This is a genomic window from Mesorhizobium sp. Root157, from assembly GCF_001427385.1.
Classification (GTDB): domain Bacteria; phylum Pseudomonadota; class Alphaproteobacteria; order Rhizobiales; family Rhizobiaceae; genus Mesorhizobium.
Genome location: NZ_LMGJ01000013.1, coordinates 36,454 through 51,352, shown reverse-complemented (window position 1 = coordinate 51,352; position 14,899 = coordinate 36,454). Strand labels below are relative to the sequence as shown.

Here is a 14,899-nt window from a genome sequence, read left to right as displayed (position 1 = left end):
GCAGTTAATTTGAGAATCAGATCGCCAAGATTCTCACAATTAAGTGCCAAACCTGCACCAAATCGGCGCATTCTCACATTTAAGTGCCAAACGACAGCAGGAATTGGAGGACAAATTTCACTTTCTATTGGAAATCGCTGGGATTCCAATTATTCGCCTCTTCAACTGGACGGTGTTGTCAGGTCCCTTGGCGACGGAAATTATACGATTTCTGGCCCCACTTACACGGGCATGCGCTGTACTATGGGCAAGACAGGGGTCTTCGAGACTAAAGAAGCTACTATTTTAATAAGCGAGAAACCTCATGAACCGTGGGATCTCGGGATATTTTCTACGAATGGATTAGACCCATCTGAATTTCGATACATCCTTCTAAAATCGCGTATGTATTGTCGACCAGTCTTCGAGGCGATAACGCAGGCAACAATCGAGTGTGCGAGCCCCGGAGTGACAAGCTCCAATTTGAGTAATTTTTCGTTCAATAAGCTCGGCAAACAAACTTATCCTCTCGAAAATTTTGAATGGTTGGCCTCAGCGTGGACGAATGATTGATGAGGCAGGACACGTCTGATCTATTCGTTCGTTGAACCGCAGCCTACAAACAGGTCATAAAACAAATCCTCGCGTATCATACACGCGGATTTTGATACCATTGGAGGAGTGTCATTTGGCAGGCGACAGTATCGCCGATAGACGTGAAATCGCACAATGAGAGTTGCTGACAGAGACGCCCAAATTGACATCAAGTATAGATTCTCTGCACAACATGAAGATGTGAGATAAACTCTGAAATCGGCAAGGCGAGCACCTATAGAGTGGGCCCTGCGGATATCGTCTCCTTCGTGCATGGCGCTACGGTGACCGTAGAAGCTTTAAGCCAGTGTAGAAAAGGGTGTAGCTGAGATATTTTTCACAGAGGAGTTTCACGAATCTCTTGACGCTAACTAGGTTCAAAGTTCGAATATATACTATATCCTCCCCACCTACCCAATTTCGCTGACCTCCGAGAAACGGCGCCACTAGTAGAAATTGTAACCATTTCGTAGCACGTGATATTTTTGCTCATAGCAACGCGACAATCCCAGCGGAAGCGATGCGCTTAGAAAGTAGGTGGTGTACAGGCGCTTACGACTTCACAAGGAACTGGACCTACGCATCTGAACCGGTGCGGGCGATGGCTGTCGAAGTAGTACGCGTCTCCGGGACCGAGTATGCGTCGTTCGTCATCCACGGTAATTTCCAGTCTCCCAGATAGAACGATCCCACCTTCCTCGCCTTCATGGACCAGAGGCACCTTTCCCGTGTCAGCCCCAGGCTGATAGCACTCTTTCAGTATCTGCAGGCTACGGCCAAACAGATTTTCGCCAACCTGTTTGTAGGAGATTGTGCCCTTTCCGATCTCGGTGAGTTCCGCAGCTGCATAAAACGCTTTCTTCGATTGCTTGGGTTCAAATGCAAAGAATTCTGCAAGGCCAATTGGTATGCCGTCCAATATCCGTTTCAACGCTCCTACCGATGGATTCGACGCATTCGATTCGATTAATGAGATGGTAGAATTTGGTACGCCTGTCCTCTTCGCCAATTCGCGTTGAGAAAGGTTGTGAGCAGTCCGCATACAACGGAGACGGCTTCCAATATCAATCGACATGACGACCCGTTCGGCCTGTTCAGGATTGGGAAATCTGTACACGCAAATTGCAGTTATGTCGCTCGGTGCTTAAACGCAATAATGGAACTTGGACGACAGCAAAAGCTCACGATTCCTCCGATTCCATCAACGTATTCAGGTTAGTGATGTTCCATTTCCGGGGTTGGCTCGGCAAGCCCGGCAGTAACATGTGTGCGTTGTGCAGGAAAAGAGCATCGTCCCTCTCCCTTGATCGACTACGCTGAAAAGAAAACAGAGTTTATCCGGCATGCTCATCCAAGATTCGTTAGTGAATCTGTTAGCGTAGTCGATCAGGAACAAACTATTAATTCGCCATAACGCGGGTTAATGCATCGTCGATCGCAGTGGTAATTCGATCAATGTCGTCCTGCGCTGCGATCAGCGCAGGCGAAAGACATAGTGTGTTATTCAGCCCGTAAAACGAGCGGTTGGTTGCACCGATGATGACGCCCTGCGAGAAGCAGTCGGCTACCACAGCCTGAACTCGCTTTTCGTCCAGCGGCTCCTTTGTGACCCTGTCGGCGACTAACTCGGCGCCAAGGAAGAGGCCCTTGCCGCGTACATCACCCACGACTGCGTGCTTCTCCATGAGGGCTCGGAGATTCGTGAGACAGCGTTTGCCCATTTGCACAGTGTTTTCCAATAGCATCTCGTCTTCGATAATGCGCATGTTCTCTAAAGCTGCCACAGGGCCTGCCGTGCAACCGCCGAAGGTCGAGATGTCTCGAAAGTAGCTCATGGAATCCTCGGGCGCATCCTTAAACATATTGAATACGCGTTCGGTTGTGACGGTGCAGGAGATCGCTGCGTAGCCTGATGCGACACCCTTGGCCATAGTCACGAAATCCGGTTCGATCCCGTACTGTTGATAGCCGAACCAAGTGCCAGTGCGCCCCAAGCCACAAACCACCTCATCGATATGAAGAAAAATATCGTACTTACGGCAAATCTCCTGCACGTGCTCCCAGTATCCCTTTGGTGGTACGATCACCCCACCACCAGCGGTTACCGGCTCCAGTACAAGACAACCGACACTATCGGGACCTTCGCGCAAGATCACCTCTTCAATGGCGTGGGCGGCGCGCTCACCGTAGTTTTCGACGTCCCACTGTTTGCGGTATTCGAGACAATGCGGAACCATCACGAACCCGTCCGGGAAAGGTCCATATTGATCTGTACGTTGCGGCTGGCCCGCTGTGGCTAGTGTGGCGATCGTGGTGCCATGATAATCGCGCTCGCGAAACAATATCTTCCACTTCTTGCCACCATGGTGACGGTGTGCGATCTGGCGCACCATCTTATAGACTTTCTCATTCGCCTCACTACCCGAGTTCGAATAGTAAACGCGGGTCAAGCCTGGCATCTTGTCGATTAGCTTTTCGGCGAAAAGCGCACCCGGCACGGTGCCAGCAGCGCCAGCGTAGTAGTTCAATTTGATGAGTTGATCGCGTACTGCATTAGCAATGCTTTCACGCCCGTAGCCGACATTAACCGTCCAGACACCGCCTGAGACTGCATCCAGATATTCCTTGCCTTTGGCATCCCACAGCCGAAGGCCTTTGCCTTCTACGAAAACGCGTGGATCAATGGTCTCATAAGGTTTGTGTTGGCTGAGGTGATGCCAGATATGTGCACGATCAACGGCAACAGCATGCGAAAGATAGTTGGAACCCGCAGCAATGGTCATTTCCAGCTCCAAAATGGTCGAACAGCGCGATACCGTCCAAGACGATGTGAACATATACGAGGAAAGTTAGCGGGTGGCTTGGCTATTTCTGGATGAGCCAAGGTATGATTGCCTTTTTGTCCATACGGGGGCAAACCGGTATAGGGTTAATCGTTCTTGCTGAGACTTCCCCCGAATTCCGTGTGACTTCAGCGATTTTTTGTTTTCGCACAAGCCCTTTTCTTTCTATCACTAAGTATTTGAAATCATTTGTATTATATATTAAGATTTATTGGATTTCGAACAGACAAACACATGGCGCTTGATGTTCGCACAGGAGGAACCGCTATCCGTATAATTCGAGTTTGCTAAACAGACCGAGGTGACCGTTTCAGAAACCCACCTTGGCGTGACGGTTTTACCGGCAATTGGGGCAGCGGAAATTGCAAGCGATGAATGTGAATCGGTTCGTAGTAGTTGGCTGGTGAACAAGAAACTAACCGCAGCTGTATGTTCAGGAAGTGCGCCTTCAAGCATGATGCTGGTGCTGACGGAGTTGGATTTCTGCAGCCTTATGCTTCCGTGTATCTGAAATCTCGCCCGCCGTGATGTTGGCTTTCTCATCTCGGGCATACTTCTGCTGCGGTTTGGCGCTTGGCATAGAAGCCGGACCAAATCACTTGAACGACGACTGCGGACATCACCAGACGCACATTTACGACTTGTTTTATTACCGGCTAAGGCGACGATTTCCCGTGGGACCTTTACAAACTCCTAGGCGGCGTGGACAAATTTGAGCCAGTATCTGGCGGTGGCGAGGTGGACCATTCCGAGGAAGCTATTGGCCAATTGATCGTAGCGGGTCGCAATGGCCCGGTTGATTTTGAGTTGGCCGAACATGCGCTCGATGCGGTTCCGCTGCTTGTAGAGCGCCCGGTCATACTCGATCTTCACGCGGCGGTTTGATCGGCCGGGTATGACGGGTTTAATCTTCCGCTCGGCGAGATCGGCGCGAATGGTATCGGCATCATAGCCCTTGTCCGCGAGGAAGGCGTCCGGTGCATGTTCAGGCAGGCCGATCAAGGTATTCTAAGCCTTGTAATCGGCGGCTTAACCGCCTGTCAGGTGGAACGCGATCGGTCGTCCGAGGGCATCAGCCAAGCAGTGAAGCTTACTGGTGAACCCGCCCCCGCGAGCGGCCAAGAGCGCGTCGATGAGTCCCCCTTTTCCGCCCGCTGCCGAGACATGGGCGTGAACTGTGGTGCTGTCGATGCTGTAGTGGCCGCTGTCCGCCATGACCTCGGCGAGCATTACCGCCACGGTCTCCCAGACCCCGGCTCGCTCCAGCGTCGGAACCGACGATAGATGGTGTTCCAACTGCCGTATTTGGGCGGGACATCCCGCCACGGAGCGCCGCAGCGGAGCCGCCAGAGAATGCCGTTGATGATCGAACGATTGTGCTCGGGAGGTCTACCTCGGCCGCGTTTGTCGGGGTCGATGGGCAGCAAGCCCGTGAGAACACGCCATTCTGCTTCGGTGAGATCGCCCCTGCTCATACCTGCCTCCAAAAAGCAGCCTTGAATCAATGCTATTGGGCTACGTCAATCGCATCGACGTCCAAAATTCCATAAGGCGCATCTACTATTCCGCCAAGGTGATGGACAGCTCGAGAGGGCTGTCGCTATCCGCGAAAAATCGGCTGCCATCCTCAAACTCGATCACCACCTCTCCATCGCGGTGGCGCATGACACGGCGGACAACCTTGCCAATCAGCATCGACGTAGCTCGTTCGCTCTCTTCTTCCAGTATCATTACCAATGCTAACAACCGGATCGCAGGAAAGCGACCCTGCTAACATCGAATTTGTCCACGCCGCCTCGGCAATCTTACTGCATTGAATTCGCTTTGATCGACCACGCCAACCAGATACGCTGCTGATCGCGCTGGAGGCAGCTTCTGGCGTATCTCCTGTAAGGTTGTAGCTTATTTGCCCGCAATTTTGCGGGAGACCAATTTCTTTCGACCCGACTTAGCCGGTTCGACTGGCGCCGCCTTGCGTCCTAACCCCATACTCTTGGCGAGTGCTGAGCGCTGGGCTGCGTAGTTGGGCGCAACCATGGGGTAGTCAGATGGCAGGTTCCATTTGGCCCGATAGTCATCAGGCGTCATGCCATGGCTGGTCTGCAGATAGCGCTTGAGCGACTTGAATTGACGGCCATCCTCAAGACTGATGAGGTAATCCGGCGTAACCGACTTCTTGATCGGGACAGCCGGCTTTTGCTTTTCCGCTGTCGGTTCGGGGGAAGAGCCTGCTGAACCGAGAGAAGCTAGTGTCTGGTGGATCTGCTGGATCAGGGCGGGCAGTTCATTGGCAGGAACCGGGTTGTTGGCCACATAGGCCGAGACGACGTCAGCCGTCAGTTCAATGAACACGGACTTGGTTTCCAGTTCTTCGGTCATGCAAACCTCAGTTGGTAGGAGAGTGGAGGGAGAAAAAATAGCGACGATGTAAAGAGATATGCGGTTGATAGTATGATCCTTCTGGCGGCGCAAGATCTGAAGGCGTTAGCTAAGGGACGGAAAGATCAGCAAGCGACAATAATTATCCATGTATCATAGCACCAAAATACCAAATCCACATCGTTTTGGGATACGACGATGAAGAGAAGATGATTGATCATCAATTTTGCAGAACATTGCTTTTCTCGATATTTGACGTATTAGCTTCCTCAATGGCATGGAATTCTTATCATCTAGAGCCGATAGCTCTCGACAATGGACTGGACTTCTTCGTCACGGCAAGCAGTAGTGCCGCTGGCTTTGAAGTTTGGGACAATCGATGGCGAAGGATCGGGGGCAAACAGAAGAACTCACGTTCAAGAATTGCGGCATTGTCGATGCCGTGCACCGGATGGAGCCGGAACTGCAGCATCTGGCAGGCGTTCTGGCAACGCTGCAGATATTCGGGGAAGCTGGAGATAGCATCGAACCTGTGGCGCTCGCCGCCCTGGCACGATCGATGGAAGGTTCCATTGACGAACTCACGATCTGTTGGCGACAGCTTTTCGAGGCGGTTGCAAAGGAAAGCAGAACAGAGGCAACCGCCTGAACTTCCCCTGGACTTCCTCTGCAAAGGAAGCGTTGTTGTTCGTAGACAACCGACGGCGAGACAAAGGTCTTCTCGCCGTCGAGATTTTCAAGCCCGCCAGGATGCGGGCCTTCGTCGGTACAAGCGCCGGATGGTTCGGCGCATGAACCGAAGTAGAACCCAGCATGGTTTTGACCCACAGCGGCAACGCCGATCTTGCTTCGCGGCGTGACGAAACTGCCCCGTCCAACCCGCAGTCTGCGGATAGCCCTTCCACGAAGAAAACTGCTCCCCGTGAAAAAAGCCCTGTAACCCCTATTGGGACGCCAGCCATAGGGAAGTCGAAGCCAAAGACGACGACAGTTGGCAGTAAGGCGCAGACGAAAAGCGGCAACAAAGCTGGTCCTAGCAAGACCGATCTGGTCTTGAAGAAGCTGCGCACCACAAAAGGCACAACGCTTGCGCAACTGGTCGACCTGACTGGATGGCAGCAGCACTCGGTGCGCGGCTTTCTGTCCGGCACAGTGCGAAAGAAGTTGGACCTCAACCTGGTCAGCGAGATGGGTAAAGACGGGACCCGCCGCTACCGGGTAATCGATGATGTTGCAGGCCTGGTATCATGAGACGCTCCGGACAAGAGTTTGCTCACAAGGGGTGGGCCGAAGAGATCGGAGCACTCGGTGACCTCTCGCGTGAAGACCTGGCACGACTGTGGCAAGAAGCACATGAGGTCGCGCCACCCAAGAGCCTGCATCGCGATCTCTTGATCCGGTCAGCGGCCTGGTATGTGCAGGCAAAGCGGTGGGGTGGCCTGTCACCGGCGACCCGCCGCACGCTGAAGGCAGCTATGACCGACGCGGAGCGAGCAATAGCGGCACGCAGACAAGGTCCGGCTGCTGCTGGTGAGAGCACCTCTTCTGGGATGGGCCAAACCGCTGGGCCCAGGCGAAAGCAACCCGCACCGGGAGCCCGGCTTATCCGCGAGTGGAATGGCAAGCGTCATGTCATCACCGTCATCGAAGACGGCTTTGTGTTCGAGGCCAAGGTCTACACGTCGCTGACTGCAATAGCCCATCAGATCACAGGAACCCATTGGTCAGGTCCGAGGTTCTTCGGGCTATGAATGCAAAGCGGCTCCTGCGCTGCGCGGTCTACACCCGCAAATCAACCGAAGAGGGCCTCGACCAAGCGTTCAATTCGCTCGACGCTCAGCGTGACGCCTGTTCCGCCTTCATCGCATCACAGGCAGGATTGGGCTGGAAGCTTGGTGCCAATCACTACGACGATGGCGGCATCTCAGGTGGCACCATGGAGCGACCGGCATTGCAATGCCTGCTGCAAGACATCCGAGATCGAAAGATCGATGTCGTCGTCGTCTACAAGATCGATCGCCTAACCCGTTCCTTGACCGACTTTGCCAAGATCGTCGAGGTGTTCGATGCAAATGAGATATCGTTTGTCTCTGTCACCCAGCAGTTCAACACCACCACCTCCATGGGCAGGCTGACGCTCAACGTGTTGCTCTCCTTCGCGCAGTTCGAACGCGAAGTCACCGCCGAACGCATCCGCGACAAGATCGCAGCCTCAAAGGCAAAAGGCATGTGGATGGGTGGCAGGGTACCACTGGGGTATCAGGTTCAGAGCCGGAAGTTGCTCATCAAGGAACCTGAGGCAAGCTTCGTAGGTAGCCTCTTCGCTAGGTACCTCGAACTTCGCTCCGTCCCTGCCCTTGCTGCAGAGACCACCAGGCAAGCGATCGCCCTCGAACAAAGCAATGACATGGACCCATCTCTCACCGGCTACTCCCGACGCGTCGGAAGCGGCATGCTCTATAAGCTCCTGGCTAACCCCATCTATGTCGGCAAGCTGCGCCACCGCAACAATGTCTATGATGGAGAGCACCAAGCAATAATCGACACGGACCAGTTCGGTCAGGTTCAGAGACTGTTGGCTGATCAAGCTGCAGCACCACGTGGATCAGGCACCCAGCCTGGCGCCCATTTGCTGACCGGGCTTTTGTTTGATGACAGCGGCGATCGCATGAGCCCCAGCCATGCCAGGACACGTGGCAAGCGCTTTCGCTACTACATCTCAAGCCGCATCAGGAAGGCCAAACGCTACGATAGCACAGCATGGCGCATCCCTGCGCCGATGATCGAAGCCGCGGTGCTGCAGTTTGCAACACGACTTCTAAATGATCGGGCACGTTTATCCGACTGGATATCTGTCCACGCCCCATCATCAAATCTCCAGTCCGGATTGGACAGAGCAAAGTGCATAGGCACAATCCTTGCTGACGAGACCGAAGCCGACCGGCGCACCATCCTTGCCACCGTCTTCCACAAGATCACCCTGGCAACCGATGCCATTATATTTGACGTCAACACGCCAGCTCTGCTTCAGCTTATTGGGACTTCGGACAAGCCGACGACATCAACACGAGGAGCCAGTCCAGAAGCCGATAATGTCCATCAAGAATCGTTGGCCTCCATCAGCCTTCCAACCAGCATAAAGCGGCGCGGCAATGAAATGCGCATGGTGATCGATGGTGAGCCCCCAACTCAAAATCCAGACACCGCGCTCGTGAATCTGGTCTCCCGCGCGCATCTCTATCTCGCACAGCTGACATCAAAGTCGCCACTGACCATCAACGACATCGCTTCTCAGTTCGGTGTCCATCGCGCCGATGTAGGTCGCCTGCTGCCGCTAGCGTTTCTATCACCGCATCTCCTAGATCAAATCCTGTCAGGCCGGCAGCCAGTCGACCTAACGGCGCGCAGACTGGCACGGCTCAATCTGCCAACAACATGGTCTGATCAAGCCCAGGCCATCGCCTGATATCAGGCGGCATAGCGTCATCTTGATATATGTAATTGCCTGGCGGGCGGCGCAGCAGTTGGTCAAATCCTTGCCAAGCGATCCCACTCCACAGCCAGATGCGCGGATCGCCAGAATTCTTCGCAACAATCAACCCAGCATCATTGCGATCATCCAACAATCATCCGGCCAAACTTGTGGTCTGCGAAGGACGCGCACAGAGACGGTTGGGCTTTGACGCCGCTCGCAGCCACAAATTACGTCTCTCCGCCCCTGCTCAGCAACGCCACACACTGCTAAGCTATGGAAATCACGCAATATTCAACAATGGCAATTGTGGAAACCTGTTTAGGGAAAACCGTTGGTGGAGCTGAGGGGGATCGAACCCCTGACCTCGTCATTGCGAACGACGCGCTCTCCCAGCTGAGCTACAGCCCCGTCCAACGGATGGCGCATTTATGAGGCGCCGCCATTCACTGTCAAGCAAGCAATTGGGCAGATTTGAGATCATTACGCGCCCAGCGCGAAAGCGGGCCTTGCCCGATTTCCCAGCAGTGGCTACATGTTCGCAACAATTGGAGACCGGCATGATCGCCCTTATTCAGACCCTCGTTCTGGCGCTTGATCTCTATTGGTGGATCATCATCGCCTCGGCCATCTTCTCGTGGCTCTACGCCTTCAACGTCGTCAACCCGCGCAACCAGTTCGTCGGCACCATCGGCAACATGTTGTTCAAGCTGACCGAGCCGGCGCTGCGACCGATCCGCCGTTTCATGCCCGATCTTGGCGGCATCGACATCTCGCCGATCATTCTGCTTCTGGCGCTGTTTTTTGTCCGGCAGTTCCTGCTGACCACGGTGCTGCCGTTGGTTGCTTAAGGCCAATCGCAAGCGGCTGCGGAGGCGCTGTGAGCCCGCCGTTCCGGCTGAACGATGATGGGATCGACCTCTATGTGCGCCTGACACCAAAGTCAGCGGCAGATCTTGTCGAGGGCATCGAGACACTGTCCAGCGGGCGCAGCCATGTGAAAGTGCGGGTCCGCGCCGTGCCGGAAAAAGGCGCCGCCAACACCGCCCTCGCGCGGCTGATTGCCAAAACGTTTGGCGCCCCCGCCTCGGCAGTAACAATCGTCGCCGGGCAAACGGCGCGGCTGAAAACAGTGCGTATCGCCGGCGACCCGGCGCAATTGGCGAGCCGGCTTGCTGAATTCCGGCAAATGTAAGATTGCCCCCACTCCATAGTCCCGATACACGATCGGGGTTTTACCCGGCGCTACAGCCAATCGACGTTCAGCTCTTGGGCGCGGCACTTCCATGGCGGCGGCGCGCGCAGTGGCCGCTTTCCCAGACCCAACACACCTATCGGTCGCTGCGATCTAATTCATCGGTACGGGACTAGATCATTGGTGGGACCTCTATTCACCCGAAGAAGCCAATAGGCAAAGCAGGCGCGCGCGAGCGAACATGGCAGTTCCATCGCGCAATGTTGCAGGTCACCGGCCGGGGCCAACTAACAATGAAAGTTCTCGACGACAAACGTAAGAGATCGCCGTTGACGGATGGATCGGCCGTGGCCGAACGAACCCCAAACGGCGAGCATCTGGATATACTTGGCCGCGTTGGTGGTGCAGCCCCTCACACCGGCGGGAAGAAAGCTGCGCTACCGCGCCGGTCGAAAAAGGCTGGAGTTGCAGTTGCGGAAAACACACCCGTCTCGATCCGGGAAATTGCGACGCTCGATAGCTCGACGGCAAGCACAGTGCTGGCCGAGACCCGGGCGCCGCGCTCGTCGGGCAAGCGTCAGGTCAAGGCCTCCCGGTCAGCCCAGCCCGGCATGAAGGCCGAATTGGCGAATACGCTGTCTCCAGCAGCCGCATTTCTTGGACCAATCCTTGCTCTGGGCAACGGCAAGGACACCGACGCCTTGACTCAATCGCGTGACGTTGTCGCCCGGTTCGGCAGTCTTCAGCAACTTGCCGCCGCTGCGCAGAGTCTGGCCTCAACTCTACTTGCGGCGCCAACCTCGCTGGCCGTTTCAAGTATTCAAAGCCCAGCGACTACCGCGCCTGCAGGCAGTGCAATGCCGCCGGTTGCTCCCACGCAGCATGCCAACCCATTGACCGCATTCCAGCAGGCGCCAGCAACCACAGGCCTTTCGCAAACGCCTGACAGTGCCCAGGCAGCTCCCGACGCTCAACCGGCGTCCGTGTTCGACGGCGCGCAAGCGGCGCCAGTGTCGGGCTGGACCCCCGATTGGCGCGCGGCCGCCAGCACAATGCCGTGCGGATCCTGCACCGGACGGGCCTGCACCGTCTGCTCGATCCGCATCGGCGGTCCGACAGCGTCCAACGGCCAGCCCACAGGCTACGCCAAGCGCGTCCTGCAGTACTATGACACCACCTATGAGCAAGCGCCCGTCGGCGGAGGAATTTCCACCACGCCGGTGTTGATGGACACGTCGGGGCCAGGAGCCTCCGGCGGCGGCACCGTTTCGGCACTTGCCACCGGTCCGGTCAATGCCATCGTGCTGGAAAACCAGAAGCAGGGTTCGCCGGAGAGCGAATGGCTGATCGACACGGCCGATTCGTCCATCGAAGGCTTCTCGGTCCAGTTTTCGGTCAATCATGGCCAACGGGTCGACTTCAAGATCGATACGGACTCGACGAACTACCGCATCGACATCTATCGGCTTGGCTATTACGGCGGCGACGGCGCCCGCAAGATCACCACGATCAACAGGACGCTCCAGAGCGCGCAGAACCAGCCCGACCCTCTGTTCGATCCGGTCCGTAAGCTGGTCGACGCCGGCAACTGGTCTGTCTCGGCATCGTGGGACATTCCAGCTGAAGCTGTTTCGGGCGTCTACATCGCCAAATTGACCCGCCTTGACGGCTCGCGCGGATCGAACATGATCCCGTTCATCGTGCGTGACGACGAGACGCCGAGCGATATCACCTTCCAGACCTCCGACACCACATGGCAGGCTTACAACTGGTGGGGTGGCTACAACCTTTATGGCGGCATCGATGCAGGCGGCCACGCCGGGCGTGCCAGCGCCGTCAGCTACAACAGACCGATCATCACGCGCGACGGCGGCTTCTCGGCAGGCCCACAAGACTTCATCTTCTCGGTCGAGTATCCGACGATCCGCTGGCTCGAACAAAACGGCTACGACGTCAACTACATCACCGGGATAGACTCCGACCGTGCCGGCTCGCAACTGCTGAACAGCCAAGTGTTCCTGTCGGTTGGCCATGACGAATACTGGTCGGCACAGCAGCGTGACAATGTCGAGGCCGCGCGCGATGCCGGCGTCAATCTCGCTTTCCTGAGCGGCAACGAGGTCTACTGGCAGGTTCGCTGGGAATCCAGCATTGATGGCAGCGGTACGCCCTACAAGACGATGGTGTCCTACAAGGAGCGTTGGGACAACGCCGATACGGATCCCGGCCATACGACTTCGACATGGCGCGACCCGGAACTCGGCGCTGGACAGCCAGAGAACGGGTTGACGGGCACCATCTTCACCGTCGATTCCTACCGTCTCGATACGATCAAGATTCCCTACGATATGTCCAACTTCCGGTTCTGGAGCAACACGGAGGTTGCCAATCTCCAAGCGGGGCAGGTCTATTCTCTGGTTCCCAATCTGCTTGGCTATGAGTGGGATTCCGATCTCGACAACGGCGCGCGGCCGGACGGCTTGATCAACCTGTCCTCGACCACGGTCGACGTAAACACGCTGCTGCTCGACTACGGCAACACGACCGGCCCGGGCACGGCAACACATGCCTTGACCATGTATCGGGCACCAAGCGGTGCTTTGGTGTTCGGTGCGGGCACGGTCTACTGGTCGTGGGGCCTTGACTCACACCACGACAACGAGGTCACCCCAACCGACCCGAACGTCCAGCAGGCAATGGTCAACCTGTTCGCCGAAATGGGCGTTCAGCCAGGCACGTTGATGGCGAGCCTCGTGGCTGCCTCGCAGACCACCGACCACACCGCTCCGGTAAGCATGGTAACGTCTCCCCCATCGAGCGGCAGCTATACGGCGGGACAGCCGATTGTCATTTCCGGCACGGCCACGGACAGCGGCGGCGGCCTGGTGGCTGTCGTCGAAGTATCTACGGATGGCGGTTCCACCTGGCGCCGTGCGAGCGGGCTCGCGAACTGGACCTACACATTCACGCCGCTTGCCGGCGGAAACTACAATATCAGGACCCGCGCGGTTGATGACAGTGTCAACCTTGAAACACCCGGGGTTGGGGTCAATATTTCAGTCACGCCGGCTCAGTTGACCAGCCTGTTTTCACCATCGGACACGCCTGCCATCCTTTCGGATGTAGACGATCGGTTCGTCAATGTCGGCATGAGGTTCAGCTCATCCCAGGCCGGGACGATCATCGGCATGAAGTTCTACAAGGGCCTCGGCGATGGTGGTACCCATGTTGGAACGCTGTGGTCCAGCACCGGCACCAAGCTTGCGAGCGCCACGTTCACAAATGAAACGGTGAGCGGCTGGCAAACCGTAACATTCAGCAATCCCGTGCAGATTTCCGCCGGTACCACCTACATGGTGAGCTACCACTCCAGCGGCCACTACGCGGATACGGAAAACTACTTCACAACGGCCAAGACCAACGGTCCGCTAACCGCGCCGGCTGGAAACGGCTACTATACTTATGCCGACGGCACGGCATTTCCCACCAGTGCGTCCAACGGCGTCAACTATTTCGTCGATGTGATTTTCAGCCCGACCAACAGTGTCAACGCTCCGCCTGTCGGGGTGAACGACAATGGTTTCCAGGTTTCGCGCGACACATCATTCACATTCACCGCGGCCCAACTGCTAGCCAACGACACCGACCCCAACGGCGATATCCTCTCACTGACAGGCGCCGGAGCGGCAGCACACGGCTCCGTCACATTCAACGCCCAGAACAACACCATCACCTTCACGCCCACCGCCGGCTATACCGGCGCCGCCAGTTTCGGCTATTCAATTTCGGATGGCCGAGGCGGAGTTGGTTCGGCAATCGTCAATATGACGGTCACTGATCCTGCCGTTAACCAAACGATCTTCTCTGCCTCGGACACGCCTGCGTCCCTGAACGACCCGGATGCCGTGCAATTGAACCTGGGCGTGCGCTTCACCTCGTCCGCATCGGGCTCGATCACCGGCATCAAATACTACAAGGGCGCGGGCGACACCGGCACCCACACCGGCACGCTGTGGTCCTCGACCGGCACGCAACTCGCCACCGCCACATTCACCAACGAGACGGCGAGCGGCTGGCAGACCGTCACCTTCTCCAACCCGGTCGCCATCACCGCCGGCACCACCTATGTCGCCAGTTTCCACAGCAATGGCCACTACACCTCGACATCCGACTATTTCGTCACGCCCAAGACCAACGGTCCGCTGACGGCAACGGCTGGCTTGTACACTTACGGCAATGGCAATCTGGTCCCGACCAGCACCTACGCCAACACCAACTATTGGGTCGACGTCGTCTTCAGCCAAACCGCGCCGCCGCCGAATACCGCGCCGGTCGCGACCAACGACAGCGGCTACACCACCCAGCAGAACACCGCGCTCCAGATCACCGCGGCCTCGCTGCTGGCCAACGACACCGACGCCAATGGCGATCCGCTCG

General features: G+C 56.4%; 14 protein-coding genes and 1 tRNA gene. 8 read left to right on the top strand and 7 right to left on the bottom strand.

The window, feature by feature from the left end:
* Nucleotides 1-552, top strand: a 552-nt coding sequence (locus tag ASD64_RS20635; RefSeq protein ID WP_200957828.1) for an MlrC C-terminal domain-containing protein, incomplete at its 5' end; no start/stop codon positions are given.
* Between the two features lie 547 nt (nucleotides 553-1,099).
* On the opposite strand, the gene ASD64_RS20630 is transcribed toward ASD64_RS20635, so the two are convergent.
* The 6 genes from ASD64_RS20630 to ASD64_RS11385 all read right to left on the bottom strand — a co-directional run bounded on the left by ASD64_RS20630 (nucleotide 1,100) and on the right by ASD64_RS11385 (nucleotide 5,795).
* The gene (locus ASD64_RS20630; protein WP_082549959.1) at nucleotides 1,100-1,648 is read right to left on the bottom strand and encodes a cupin domain-containing protein; all 549 of its coding nucleotides are present in this window, start codon (nucleotides 1,646-1,648) and stop codon (nucleotides 1,100-1,102) included.
* A 325-nt stretch (nucleotides 1,649-1,973) separates the two neighbouring features.
* Nucleotides 1,974-3,356 (bottom strand): hypotaurine--pyruvate aminotransferase Tpa, encoded by a 1,383-nt coding sequence (gene tpa, locus ASD64_RS11405; protein WP_056105168.1) that lies wholly within the window; start codon nucleotides 3,354-3,356, stop codon nucleotides 1,974-1,976.
* Nucleotides 3,357-4,109: 753 nt separating this feature from the next.
* The gene (locus ASD64_RS21710) at nucleotides 4,110-4,418 is read right to left on the bottom strand and encodes an IS5/IS1182 family transposase (RefSeq protein ID WP_056105165.1); all 309 of its coding nucleotides are present in this window, start codon (nucleotides 4,416-4,418) and stop codon (nucleotides 4,110-4,112) included.
* A gap of 227 nt (nucleotides 4,419-4,645) precedes the next feature.
* Nucleotides 4,646-4,891 (bottom strand): transposase, encoded by a 246-nt coding sequence (locus ASD64_RS21705; RefSeq protein ID WP_244480775.1) that lies wholly within the window; start codon nucleotides 4,889-4,891, stop codon nucleotides 4,646-4,648.
* 85 nt (nucleotides 4,892-4,976) lie between these two features.
* A complete protein-coding gene (locus tag ASD64_RS21485; protein WP_210171809.1) occupies nucleotides 4,977-5,147 on the bottom strand; it encodes a hypothetical protein in 171 nt (56 codons plus the stop codon).
* Nucleotides 5,148-5,318: 171 nt separating this feature from the next.
* Nucleotides 5,319-5,795, bottom strand: coding sequence for a MucR family transcriptional regulator (locus ASD64_RS11385; protein WP_056105164.1), 477 nt, complete (start codon nucleotides 5,793-5,795; stop codon nucleotides 5,319-5,321).
* Between the two features lie 379 nt (nucleotides 5,796-6,174).
* On the opposite strand from ASD64_RS11385, the gene ASD64_RS11380 reads away from it, so the two are divergent.
* The 4 genes from ASD64_RS11380 to ASD64_RS11365 all read left to right on the top strand — a co-directional run bounded on the left by ASD64_RS11380 (nucleotide 6,175) and on the right by ASD64_RS11365 (nucleotide 9,261).
* Nucleotides 6,175-6,444: a hypothetical protein gene (locus tag ASD64_RS11380; protein ID WP_056105161.1), complete on the top strand. Its 270-nt coding sequence runs from the start codon at nucleotides 6,175-6,177 to the stop codon at nucleotides 6,442-6,444.
* A 164-nt stretch (nucleotides 6,445-6,608) separates the two neighbouring features.
* Nucleotides 6,609-7,046 (top strand): DUF3489 domain-containing protein, encoded by a 438-nt coding sequence (locus ASD64_RS20620; RefSeq protein WP_082549958.1) that lies wholly within the window; start codon nucleotides 6,609-6,611, stop codon nucleotides 7,044-7,046.
* The gene (locus tag ASD64_RS11370; RefSeq protein WP_082549957.1) at nucleotides 7,043-7,546 is read left to right on the top strand and encodes a DUF2924 domain-containing protein; all 504 of its coding nucleotides are present in this window, start codon (nucleotides 7,043-7,045) and stop codon (nucleotides 7,544-7,546) included. The genes ASD64_RS20620 and ASD64_RS11370 overlap by 4 nt, the downstream gene beginning before the upstream one ends.
* Entirely contained in the window at nucleotides 7,543-9,261 is a 1,719-nt protein-coding gene (locus ASD64_RS11365; protein WP_056105160.1) for a recombinase family protein, read from the top strand. Before ASD64_RS11370 ends, ASD64_RS11365 begins: the two co-directional genes overlap by 4 nt.
* 341 nt (nucleotides 9,262-9,602) lie before the next feature.
* Here ASD64_RS11365 and ASD64_RS11360 read toward each other — a convergent pair.
* Nucleotides 9,603-9,678 (bottom strand) — tRNA-Ala (locus tag ASD64_RS11360).
* Between the two features lie 149 nt (nucleotides 9,679-9,827).
* On the opposite strand from ASD64_RS11360, the gene ASD64_RS11355 reads away from it, so the two are divergent.
* The 3 genes from ASD64_RS11355 to ASD64_RS11345 all read left to right on the top strand — a co-directional run.
* The gene (locus ASD64_RS11355; protein ID WP_056105178.1) at nucleotides 9,828-10,118 is read left to right on the top strand and encodes a YggT family protein; all 291 of its coding nucleotides are present in this window, start codon (nucleotides 9,828-9,830) and stop codon (nucleotides 10,116-10,118) included.
* Between the two features lie 29 nt (nucleotides 10,119-10,147).
* Entirely contained in the window at nucleotides 10,148-10,462 is a 315-nt protein-coding gene (locus ASD64_RS11350; RefSeq protein ID WP_056105158.1) for a DUF167 family protein, read from the top strand.
* A gap of 347 nt (nucleotides 10,463-10,809) precedes the next feature.
* On the top strand, nucleotides 10,810-14,899 hold a 4,090-nt coding region (locus ASD64_RS11345; RefSeq protein ID WP_162249071.1), incomplete at its 3' end, for a N,N-dimethylformamidase beta subunit family domain-containing protein.

Coding starts and splice junctions, on each gene's coding strand:
- ASD64_RS20630 (WP_082549959.1), bottom strand. CDS start 1,648: ATGTCGATTGATATTGGAAGCCGTCTCCGTTGTATGCGGACTGCTCAC.
- tpa (WP_056105168.1), bottom strand. CDS start 3,356: ATGACCATTGCTGCGGGTTCCAACTATCTTTCGCATGCTGTTGCCGTT.
- ASD64_RS21705 (WP_244480775.1), bottom strand. CDS start 4,891: ATGAGCAGGGGCGATCTCACCGAAGCAGAATGGCGTGTTCTCACGGGC.
- ASD64_RS21485 (WP_210171809.1), bottom strand. CDS start 5,147: ATGATACTGGAAGAAGAGAGCGAACGAGCTACGTCGATGCTGATTGGC.
- ASD64_RS11385 (WP_056105164.1), bottom strand. CDS start 5,795: ATGACCGAAGAACTGGAAACCAAGTCCGTGTTCATTGAACTGACGGCT.
- ASD64_RS11380 (WP_056105161.1), top strand. CDS start 6,175: ATGGCGAAGGATCGGGGGCAAACAGAAGAACTCACGTTCAAGAATTGC.
- ASD64_RS20620 (WP_082549958.1), top strand. CDS start 6,609: ATGGTTTTGACCCACAGCGGCAACGCCGATCTTGCTTCGCGGCGTGAC.
- ASD64_RS11370 (WP_082549957.1), top strand. CDS start 7,043: ATGAGACGCTCCGGACAAGAGTTTGCTCACAAGGGGTGGGCCGAAGAG.
- ASD64_RS11365 (WP_056105160.1), top strand. CDS start 7,543: ATGAATGCAAAGCGGCTCCTGCGCTGCGCGGTCTACACCCGCAAATCA.
- ASD64_RS11355 (WP_056105178.1), top strand. CDS start 9,828: ATGATCGCCCTTATTCAGACCCTCGTTCTGGCGCTTGATCTCTATTGG.